The sequence below is a fragment of the Campylobacter concisus genome, assembly GCF_003048555.1.
Lineage (GTDB): Bacteria > Campylobacterota > Campylobacteria > Campylobacterales > Campylobacteraceae > Campylobacter_A > Campylobacter_A concisus_AO.
The window spans coordinates 39,934-50,252 of sequence record NZ_PIRR01000009.1; the positions used below are offsets into that span (position 1 = coordinate 39,934).

The window sequence follows — 10,319 nt, forward strand, 5'->3', positions numbered from 1 at the left end:
CTTAAGGAAGAGATATGAGAAAAGTTATAGATGAAGCTACAAGCTATCTTTGCAAGGATACTTTAGGGCTAGATTTAGAAGCTGGTAAGAGCCTTGGCAAGGGATTTTACGGAGCTAGCATACCAGTCTATAAGGACAAGAGCGAGTATCATTTTTACCTATTTTTTAAAAAAGATACTTTGAAAATTTTCATGAATGCCTTTTTTGGTCACGAAGATGTTGATGGTGGCGATCTGGACGATCTTTGCAAAGAGATAGCTAATCAAATCATCGGCAAGGCTAAAAATCTGCTAAACGAAAAAGAGCCAAATGCTTATAAGCTTGGAACGCCTGAATTTTTAGGCGAAGTTGAAAATTTTGGCATCAAACTAAAAGAGAAATTTGTATATAAGATAAAAAATAGAACATTTCAAATAGGCTACGACATACAATGAACGACGAGAGTGCGATAGAGACGCTAGAACAGCTAGGGCTTTTTAAGAGCTATGATGAGCTTATGGATATAAGTGTTGATTTTATAGCTGAGCTAGGAACTACCACGGTTAGTATAAATGAGCTTTTGAAATTTGAAGCTGGCTCAGTCATAGACCTTGAAAAGCCAGCTGGTGAGAGTGTGGAGCTATATATAAATAATAGAATTTTTGGAAAAGGCGAAGTAATGGTTTATGAGAAAAATTTAGCCATCAGGATAAATGAAATTTTGGATTCAAAGTCAGTTATTCAGTACTTCAAAAAAGAACTTTTATGAAATTTATACTATTTTTCTTACTTTTTGCAACTCAAATTTTAGCTTCAAACCTATTAACTTACAATATCTATGAACGTGCTGATAGAGTTGATATTATGCTTAGCTTTGATGCACCTTATGAAGGAAATATCTTTCAAAAGCGCGAAAAAGACACAACATCTTTGATATTAAATTCGCTAAATTACGATCAAAGTGCTAGTAAAGACATAAACTCAAAGATTATTCAAGAGCTTGAGATAGAGCCAAAGCAAAACTCACTTGTCTTAAATTTGCGCTCAAATGATGCTATTATCGTAAATGCTTCAAAGACGACTGATAGTTTTGGACTCCGCATTCGTATAACTCTAAAAAATACAAAACCTCAAATACAAAATATGCCTCAAGCTAGTGCAAAAATAGAGACACCTAGCACTCCAAAGATAGATGAAGAGCCTATGTTAAATATAGACTCAAGGTATTTTATAGTTTTAAGTGTGCTTATTGCGCTTCTTGTATTTTTATATGTATTTAAAAGATATATTACGTCAAAGAGTAATGATTTTAGCGGATTTAAAGCACCTAGAAATCAGTCTCAAAATGATACAAAATCAATGAACTGGCTACTTAAAAATCAAAATAGTAACGTCAATATAATATATGAAAAGTATCTTGATCGCACGAATAAGCTAATGCTATTAAGCTATGAAAATAGGCGTTATTTGGTGATAGTTGGTAGCTCAAATGTAATGCTTGATAGCTTTGGTGAAGACAAGATACAAAATGAGCAGGATTTTGCTATATTTTTTGAAGAAAACAAGAAAAAACTAAGCTCATTTTTAGAAGAGCGAAAAAATAGTTTAAGTAACTATAAAGATAAGATGAGCGGAGAATTTTAGTAGTTTTAGCTAAAATTCTCATCCAATAATTAGGTCTTATTCTGAGTAAATTTTTAACCTTGTATGCTTAAAATTTTTATACGTTAAAGCTAGTTTCAAAATTTATACAAACGAAATAGCAAAAATTTCAGGTTTTGTGATCTTTTTTATCTCTTCTTTTGCCATAGCAAATTCTTTTGCACCTTCTATTTTTAGCGTATGCCCACTAAATTCGAAGTTTAAATTTAGCCTTTCACAGGTTAGATCAAGTGCCTTTGCTAGTGAGAGTATAAAACTCAGCCATCTTATACACTCGGCTTTTGGAAGTAAATTTTTATACCGCTCAAATTCATATATATTTTTCTTTCCGTTTGTACCAATTACTACTGCAATCAATGCTTTTTGTTCATGCGAAAAGCCATAATTTAAGGCATTTAGGACTATATAGGCTGAGTTTTTATGATCGCCATAAAAGCCAATCTCTTGACCGACATTGTGAAGTTTTGCAGCAACTAAAAGCACTTCAAGATAGTTATCACTTAGACCATGAAGCTTTTTTAATACAATAAATATATCTTTTGCATATCTTGTGACCGATTTATTGCATGATAATATAAAACGATCTTGCAAACTTTTGATACTTGGATTAAAATTTTGCGGAAATTTAAGGCTAGGGCGTAAAAAATCTTTCAAGAACACTCCCTCTCTTACGCCAACCCCACTTGTTATAATATTTTTGGCATTTAGAGCTTTGGCGAGGGCCAAAAAGATATGTGCACCCTCTCTAATGGTATCGTATCTATCTTTTTTAATAGGAAATTTATTTAGCTCAAGCACGCTAACATTTGCGATGCTCTCGATGTAGGCTTGCTCGTCGCTAAGCTTGTAGCAAAAGCCATGCAGTGATGAGAGTGGATATAAATTTTTGCTCATTATGGCAGATGATATCGCTCTAAGAGAGCCACCAATAGCGATTATATTTTGGCATTTAAATCGCTCATCTATCTGTTTTGTAACTTGTTCTAAAAATTTTGGCAATTTATTTAAGTTTTTTTTATCAAAAAAAAGCTCTTTTAATCTAACTGTGCCAATGTCAAGTGAGAGCGTATCTATTATTTTGCCTTTGCTTATTCTGGCAAGTTCAGTTGATCCGCCACCGATATCGATAGTGACGCATTCATCGATATTATGGAGTAAATTTTTGGCTGCGATCGCACCAAAAGTAGCCTCTTCTTTGCCGTCTATGACTTTTAAATTTATACCAAGTTTTTTTCTTAAAAGAGAGATCAGAACATTTGCGTTTGGAGCGTCCCTAAGCGCTGAAGTACCAACACATAAGACTTTATTGCATTTGTAGCTTTTTATGATATTTGAAAATTCGCTAAAAGCCTTTAGTGCTTTTTTCATTGAGCTTTCGGATATTTCATTGTTTGAACCATATCCACCTTCGCCTAGACGCACTTTTGTTTTATATTCAGCTAGTATAAAAAACGCTAAGCGTGACGTTCTCTCAAATATCGCCATTCGCATAGAATTTGAGCCAAGGTCGATTACTGCGGTTCTCTTTGCCATTTTTATCCTTTTATATTTAAAACTAGGCTTGCGACTGCACCGCTTCTATCGTTTCTATTTTCAATGTCTACTTCGCCACCAAGAGCCTGCGCCGCACCTTTAGCTAGAAATAACCCAAGCCCAGCACCACCTTTGTCGCCGTATCTTTTAAATGGAGCAAATAAATCTTTACTCTCATCTATGCCTATTCCCTCATCTATTACTTCGATGATAAATTTATTTTTTATAAGCTTAGAGCTAATCGTAATGGTGCTATTTTTTGGTGAAAATTTAATAGCATTTTGAACAAAATTTTGCACAATGTGAGTTAGCAAGCTAGTTTGTATTTTTAGATTTAAAATTTCTGGCTTTAGGTCCAGTTTTATATTTTTTTCATCATTTTTCGCAAGTATCTCATAGTTTTTCGTAAGTTTTTTTAAAAATCCTATAACATCGGTATTTACTGGCTCTTCAAACTGAGCTCCTTCTTGACGGCCGATCTCAAGCACAGAACTTATCATTGCGTTCATGCCGTTTATAGCTTCATTGTTTGATTTTAGAGCCTCGATATATTTTTCGCTCTCGCGTGGCTTTAAAAGTGTAACTTCATTTTTTGTTTTCATTACAGCCAGCGGTGTTTTTAGCTCATGTGCCACGCCTACAAAAAGTTCTTTTTGGTATAAGACAAATGTTTGGATGCGAGAGATTAGCCTATTTATGCTTTGTCCAAGTGGTAAAAACTCATCTGGTAGACTTTTTATATCGATCTCATGAAGAAATTTTTCGTCTAAATTTGTAAGTTTGTGACTCAAAATTTTTATAGGTATTAAAAGCATTCTTGATAAAAATAGTGCATAAAAAAGTACCAAAAGTATCGCTGATACATTTACGATTATAATATCTATAAAAATTTCTTCTACTATATGAGCTTGAAGTGTAGTATCTTTTTCTAGGCTTAAATAACTGCTTTCATCAAGTTTTGTTATTAAAAAAGTTTTACTCTGATCCTTTGATTTTCGTGTTACGATATATGTTTCTCTATCTTGTGGCTCGTCTGTTTTTATCGTTGCTAGAGTTTTATTTGGATTTTCTATCGTAAATGTTTTTGAATTTAAAGGATTGAAATTCTGAGGATTTTTTTTATAAGCTTCTGCTTGATAGTTTAGCTCATTAACTACACTTTGAAAAACGGTAACCCTTATATAGTGATAAAGCATTACCGAAATAACTACAATTAGCATCATAGCACCAGATGCTAATTGTAGTATAAATCTATTCCTTAGGCTTTTTTGGGAAAACAAAATCTATATCCGCGTCTTCTAACAGTTTCAATTGTTGAAATATTTAGTGGTTTATCCATTTTTTGGCGGATTTGGTTGATAGCGACTTCAATAACGTTTGGAGTGACAAGCTCTGGCTCTTCCCAGATAGCATCAAGTAGTTGCTCTTTAGATACGATCTGATCTGAGTGTCTTGCAAGATGAGTTAAGACTTCAAAAGGTTTGCCCTTAAGCTCAATATCACGACCTAAATATGTGATCTTCTCCTCATCTGGATTGATGATGAGCTCATCGATTTTTATAATATTTGTGCCGCCAAAGCGTAGCCTTGCTTCAAGTCTAGCTACTAAGATATCAAAATCAAATGGTTTTTTGATATAGTCATCAGCACCAGCTCTAAGTGCTTTTATTTCGCTTTCTTTGTCATCTTTTGCAGAAAGAACTACAACTGAAGTGCGTGGAGATTTATGTTTGATGATATTTATAAGATCTATGCCATCGCCATCTTGGAGCATCCAATCAGTCAAAACTAGATCGTAATTTCTGATCCCTATATAGTATTCAGCATCTTTAAAATTTTCAGAGCTATCAGTTTGATAGCCAAACTCCTGCAAGCCCTCAGCAATCGTCTTATTTAGCGTCACTTCATCTTCAACTATTAAAATACGCATTTTGCTTCCTTAAACTAAAATTTATGGGCGATTGTATCATAAATTAAGCAATATTTCAAGATAGTTTAATAAATTTTTAAAAAATAGTGTTTATTTTTGCTCCAACAACTGCATTTGGTAAAATTTCAGTTTTTAAAATTTCCATTTTAAGGCCAGTGAGTGAGCTAAATTTCTCTTTTAACGCTTTGCTGGTTTCTTCAAGAGACTCTTCAACGCTTTGGAACTGTCTTTCATTATAAAAATTTTTAACAAAGTCAATAATTAAAACATAATCAATAAAACTAGTTGAGCAAATTTCTAGATTCATTTGCACCTCTTGCTTAGCGACTCGCTCAAAATCAAGCATTCCGATGATCGTTTCAAATTTATAATCTTTAATGATCGTCGTCATCTCGCTTTTCATACGACTTTTTTCTCCTTACCGGATATTAAACGAACGATATTTGGTATGTGTTTATAAACCACCAAAAATGCGATGATTAGTATCGGAGCGTGTGTGTAAATTTCATCTAACTCTGGGTGGATTATAAAGCTTGACGCTATGAGAGCTATCAACGCGCAAAGTGAAGCAAGAGAGCTAATTTTTAAAAATTTACCGACCACAAACCAGACAGCTAGAGCAATAATGATCTCAACTGGCAAGAAAAAAGCGATCACTCCAGCTCCAGTTGCGACTCCTTTGCCACCCTGAAATCCTAAGAATATTGAAAAGCAATGTCCGGCCACGCTTAAAACTGCTATCATCCAAAGCACGCTTTGGCTTGCACCAAGAGAAGAGGCGACCATTAGTGGTAAAACGCCTTTTAACACGTCACAAACTATCGTTAAAATGGCTAGTTTCTTGGCTAGTTTTGGATCTTTTTGTTTTAAAACTCTTAAAACATTTGTTGCACCGATACTCTTGCTACCTTCATTTTTTATATCAACATGCCCAAAAATTTTTGCAAGAATAAGGCCAGACGGAATGCTTCCAAGTAAATAACTAACGGCATAAAGTATTAAATTTTGCATATTTTACCTTTTAAATTTAACAGAAATGATAGTAAAAAAATACTAATTATTTTATAAATCATCTCCACAAAAGTACGACTTTCTCGTCATAGATATCGCTTTTCTTTGGTGAAATTTGCGTTTCGTTTATCGTGATGTTTTTAACATCATTTGCTTCTTTTAACGCATCGCACTCTTGTGCAAATTTCTCTTCGAGCTCGCTTATGGCTAAGCTTATATCATTTACGCTTTGCTCACTAAGCTTTACATCACTTCGCTCTTTTAAGACTCTATTTGCACTTCTTGCACTCGATGCGATTTTACCCGCATTTTGACGAGATAAAAGCTTGTTGCCAAATATCGCTCCAAGTATGCTAGCGCCTATATTTATGGCAGCATCAAGCCCACTTGTGGTCATCTCTTTTTGCTCTTTATCAAGCTTTGCTAGAGCCTTGTTTAGCTTGTCTTGTAGGCTTTTTCGCTCTTTTTCAAATTTTGCTGTGAGTTTTGCGGTTTGTTCTTCTAAAATTTCATTGCACTTATCTTGAAGCCTAATATAAAACTGCTCCTTTGTTTCATTGTTTTTTGAATAAATTCTCAATGCTTCAAAGGTGTTAAATTTGAAATTTCTATACAGATACTCTTTAAAATCTTTTTGGATATTGTCAAAATTTTTAGCTTTTAAAATAAAATTTGGCACAGCTGCAAAGCTTGCACCGCTTGGCTCATTTTCGCTTGTTTCAACGTGCATGCCTTCGCCAGCCTCATCCCAGTTTGGCTCATTGTCATTTTCGTTTAGTTCATAAAGATAGCTTACTTCATAAACGCTATCGATACCTTTTTTGGTGTCATAAATTCTCACCTTCGCACTTGCCAGTAGGTTTGGTGTAAGGGTTTTTGAGTTAGTATAAAGTTGCGTGATCTCATTTGAAATGATAGGCTTTATGCTAAATTTCATCTCGCTTTTATCTACGCCTTGGCTGCTTAAATTTTCTTTTTTATCTTTCATCAAATTTGAAATTTGTTCGCGGCTAAGCGGACCTTTTAGATAGCTAAGTGCCCAGCGCGTGGAGATGACGTTTAAGCCATCTTCGTTTATATTTTTAAGTAAGAAATTTCTTTTGGCTAAATTTGATATGAGATTTTCAAGTGAAGCTTTGTCTAAGCTTGAGCCTGCGATGCCGCTTAGCCCGTCGATCACGCGTGCTTTATCCTGCGCTGTTTGGAGGCGACCGATGAACCAAGTGCCGATGTTGCTTAGACCTTTATAGTCAAGATCGACTGGGTTTTGCGTGCTTAATACGCAGCCTAAACCAAATGCACGGGCTTGTTTTAAGAGCGTGAGCATAGGCGTTTTTGATGGAGGGTTTGCGTTTGGCGGGAAAAAGCCAAAAATTTCATCCATATAAAGGATCGCTCTAAGTGAGCTTGTGCCCTCAGTACCGCGCATCCATGCGATGATCTCATTTAGTAAAAGGGTGACAAAAAACATCCTCTCAGCGTCATTTAGGTGTGAGATTGTAAAGATATTGCACTTTGCTTTGCCGTTTTCATCAAATAGCATCTTTGAAATTTCTAGTCTAACGCCTTGCGTCCAGCCTTTAAAGCTTGGGCTTGCGATGAGAGCGTTTATCTTCATGGCAAGCTTTAGGCGCTCACTGCTTGGATAGAAGGTATCCACGTCAAAGACACCTATCTTTTTAAAAGGTGGATTTGCGATGAAATTTATAAGCTCTTCGATGCTGACATCTTTTTGTTCTTTAAATTTAGTCTCAAATATGGTTGAGATGAGAAGCTGTTCTTTTGAGTTCATATCCTCAGAATTTATACCAATAAGAGATAATACCGAGGCCGCAAGCGAATTTATATAGTTGCTAAAAATTTCTTCATCAGTGATATTTGGGCAGGCAAAGTCACTAAGTAGCGCTACGCCTATGCCAGCTGAGCTTTTTGGTGTGTAGATGTTAAAGCTAGCGCTCTCTTTTAAAATTTTTACTCGCTCAAGATCTTGAAAGCTTGACTCTATGCCGTTTCTCCAAAGCTCGGCTTGAGCAGCGGCAAATTCTTCTACACTTTGACCTTTGTTGGCCGCTTCTGCTTCATCTATGTATGGTAAAAAATCCTCCGACCTCATCTGCGGAAAGGTTAGAGTTAAATTTGTGATGTCGCCCTTTGGATCGATGATGATAGAAGGGATATTGTCTATGCAGGCCTCTTCTAAAAGTGTGATACCAAGGCCTGTTTTGCCGCTACCTGTCATACCGATGATGGCTGCGTGGGTGGTTAGATCCTTATTTTTATAAAAAAATGGCTCTTTATCTTTTAGTCCGATATAAAAAAGTTTTAAATTTTCTTGTATTGTTTTCACTGATTGCCTTATTCGTATAAATTTATACGTGAGCGAAGCTCGTCAAGCGTCTCTTTTATGCGCTTTTGCGTAAAATCTTTTATAGTTTCATCATCATCGATAAGCTTCATGCAGTATCTAATGTAGCCTTTATATGCCAGCTCTGTAACAAGTCTTAGCTTTAAAGTCACGTTTTTTACTTTATCTGGCGCGATTGAGATATCAAAGGTCGCTTCTAGCTCTTCTCCATCTTGAAAATTTGTAGTTTGCGGGCTTAATACACTTATGCCGCCTTCAGAAACATCATAAAGGCTACCTTCGATCTTGTCTTGCTTGCCTTTGATAATAGTTTTGGTGAAACGATTTGGCAAGATACGTTGGAATTTTCTTTTATATGCGTACATCGTCGTATTTCGTAAGAAATTTGAAAGAGTGACGCCTTTATTAACTATATTGTAATTAACAATATCAGCACATAATGGCTTTGAGAAAAAGCTATTTGGCAAAATAAAACCTTTGCCGTCTTGTTTCATAGCTAAAATTTGCATCATGTCCACGCGAAAAACGACACTATCTTCTTTAACTTCTAAAATTTCAGCCTCATATTTTATATTTAGTCCGTCATATAAATTTAAAAGCTCAGGCCTTACCTTGGCTTTTTTCATACGAGTGAATGTATTGATCGGATCTTCATAAAAAAATGTTCCGGTTTCGATCATGTCTTTTACATTTGTTTCTTGCTGGTCTTTGGTACCACATAAAATTTCTTTGATTCTTGAAACGGCATTTACGAAATAGCCTACGAAGGTACTGTTGTCGCAAGAGTGACTAAAATTTAAGGTCAAATTTAAAAGTAGAAAATTGATTAATTCATCTCTTGCATTTGATTTTGGTATTAGATTATTTAAATCATCTTGTAGCTGCGTAGCATTTGGCTTTTGAATAAGCAGTGTATCAAAGATGTTTTCAAGACAAATTTTTACCTGATCGTGCGGCACGATAAATGTTAGCTGTCTACAAAATTTGATACCATCGTCGATAAATTTATCTCTTAATTTAAGTATGCTATCTTCGCAATTTATTACAAGCTCTTGCCTGCCTTTAAAATCCATGTAGTCTCCGGAATGTTATTGATTAAAGCCAAGGCTATGATATAAAAAGTTATATTAAAAAAGTATTTAAATTTATTTGGAGGAGAAATTTCTAGGTAAAGATACCTAGAAATTTCTATTAATTATAGTTTGCCTTCGTTGTGTGAAAGGTAGTCGGCAACACCTTCAGTGCTTGGTTTCATACCAGCATCACCTTTATTCCAACCAGCTGGGCAAACTTCGCCGTGCTCGTTTGTAAATAGCATAGTATCAACCATTCTTATCATCTCATCGATATTTCTGCCAAGTGGAAGATCGTTTATAACTGCGTGGCGAACAGTGCCGTCTTTATCTAGCAAGAAACTACCGCGAAGCGCTACACCAGCATCTTCTAGAAGTACGTCAAATCCGCGAGCGATTGATTTTGTCATATCAGCTACGATAGGAAAGCGAACTTTGCCAATACCGCCTTTGTTTACTGGAGTTTCTTTCCATGCAAAATGTGAAAATTGGTTGTCGCATGAAACTGCGATAACTTCGATACCACGTGACTTAAACTCGTCATATCTTTTATCAAATGCGATAATTTCGCTTGGGCAAACAAAAGTAAAATCCATTGGATAGAAAAATACAACTGCGCCTTTCTCGCCAATATTTTTATAAAGATTAAAATCATTTACAATTTGATTGTTTCCTAAAACTGCTGCAGCTGTAAAATCAGGTGCTTTTTTTGTTACTAACATTTGTTCTCCTTAATAATAAATTTTATTGATTGCGAAATTATATC

11 protein-coding genes are annotated in these 10,319 nt (G+C 35.2%); 3 read left to right on the plus strand and 8 right to left on the minus strand.

The features are described from left to right. The first annotated feature begins 14 nt into the window (after positions 1-14). The 3 genes from CVS92_RS02735 to CVS92_RS02745 are packed head-to-tail and all read left to right on the plus strand — an operon-like array spanning position 15 to position 1,623. Positions 15-434 carry a chemotaxis protein CheX gene (locus CVS92_RS02735; RefSeq protein WP_103580045.1) on the plus strand — a complete coding sequence of 140 codons (420 nt, stop codon included), beginning with the start codon at positions 15-17 and terminating at the stop codon, positions 432-434. Then, positions 431-748, plus strand: a complete 318-nt coding sequence (fliN, locus tag CVS92_RS02740) for a flagellar motor switch protein FliN (protein ID WP_021091807.1) — start codon at positions 431-433, stop codon at positions 746-748. Before CVS92_RS02735 ends, fliN begins: the two co-directional genes overlap by 4 nt. Then, entirely contained in the window at positions 745-1,623 is an 879-nt protein-coding gene (locus CVS92_RS02745) for an excinuclease ABC subunit A (RefSeq protein WP_107788432.1), read from the plus strand. Before fliN ends, CVS92_RS02745 begins: the two co-directional genes overlap by 4 nt. A 102-nt stretch (positions 1,624-1,725) precedes the next feature. Here CVS92_RS02745 and CVS92_RS02750 read toward each other — a convergent pair whose 3' ends face one another. From CVS92_RS02750 to CVS92_RS02785, 8 genes are all read right to left on the minus strand, one after another. Continuing rightward, positions 1,726-3,174, minus strand: coding sequence for a Ppx/GppA phosphatase family protein (locus CVS92_RS02750; RefSeq protein WP_084109540.1), 1,449 nt, complete (start codon positions 3,172-3,174; stop codon positions 1,726-1,728). Positions 3,175-3,176: 2 nt separating this feature from the next. Beyond that, positions 3,177-4,394 carry a sensor histidine kinase gene (locus CVS92_RS02755; RefSeq protein WP_199906400.1) on the minus strand — a complete coding sequence of 406 codons (1,218 nt, stop codon included), beginning with the start codon at positions 4,392-4,394 and terminating at the stop codon, positions 3,177-3,179. 38 nt (positions 4,395-4,432) lie between these two features. Next, on the minus strand, positions 4,433-5,104 hold the full coding sequence (hsrA, locus tag CVS92_RS02760) for a homeostatic response regulator transcription factor HsrA (protein WP_021091657.1): 672 nt from the start codon (positions 5,102-5,104) through the stop codon (positions 4,433-4,435). A 76-nt stretch (positions 5,105-5,180) separates the two neighbouring features. Then, positions 5,181-5,507, minus strand: a complete 327-nt coding sequence (locus CVS92_RS02765; RefSeq protein ID WP_084041244.1) for a dihydroneopterin aldolase — start codon at positions 5,505-5,507, stop codon at positions 5,181-5,183. Then, entirely contained in the window at positions 5,504-6,115 is a 612-nt protein-coding gene (gene plsY, locus CVS92_RS02770; RefSeq protein WP_107788433.1) for a glycerol-3-phosphate 1-O-acyltransferase PlsY, read from the minus strand. Before plsY ends, CVS92_RS02765 begins: the two co-directional genes overlap by 4 nt. A 58-nt stretch (positions 6,116-6,173) precedes the next feature. Then, positions 6,174-8,462 (minus strand): helicase HerA domain-containing protein, encoded by a 2,289-nt coding sequence (locus CVS92_RS02775; RefSeq protein ID WP_107788434.1) that lies wholly within the window; start codon positions 8,460-8,462, stop codon positions 6,174-6,176. Positions 8,463-8,470: 8 nt separating this feature from the next. Then, on the minus strand, positions 8,471-9,553 hold the full coding sequence (locus CVS92_RS02780; protein WP_107788435.1) for a PilZ domain-containing protein: 1,083 nt from the start codon (positions 9,551-9,553) through the stop codon (positions 8,471-8,473). A gap of 122 nt (positions 9,554-9,675) precedes the next feature. Beyond that, entirely contained in the window at positions 9,676-10,275 is a 600-nt protein-coding gene (locus CVS92_RS02785) for a peroxiredoxin (protein WP_021091673.1), read from the minus strand. Positions 10,276-10,319: the final 44 nt, after the last annotated feature.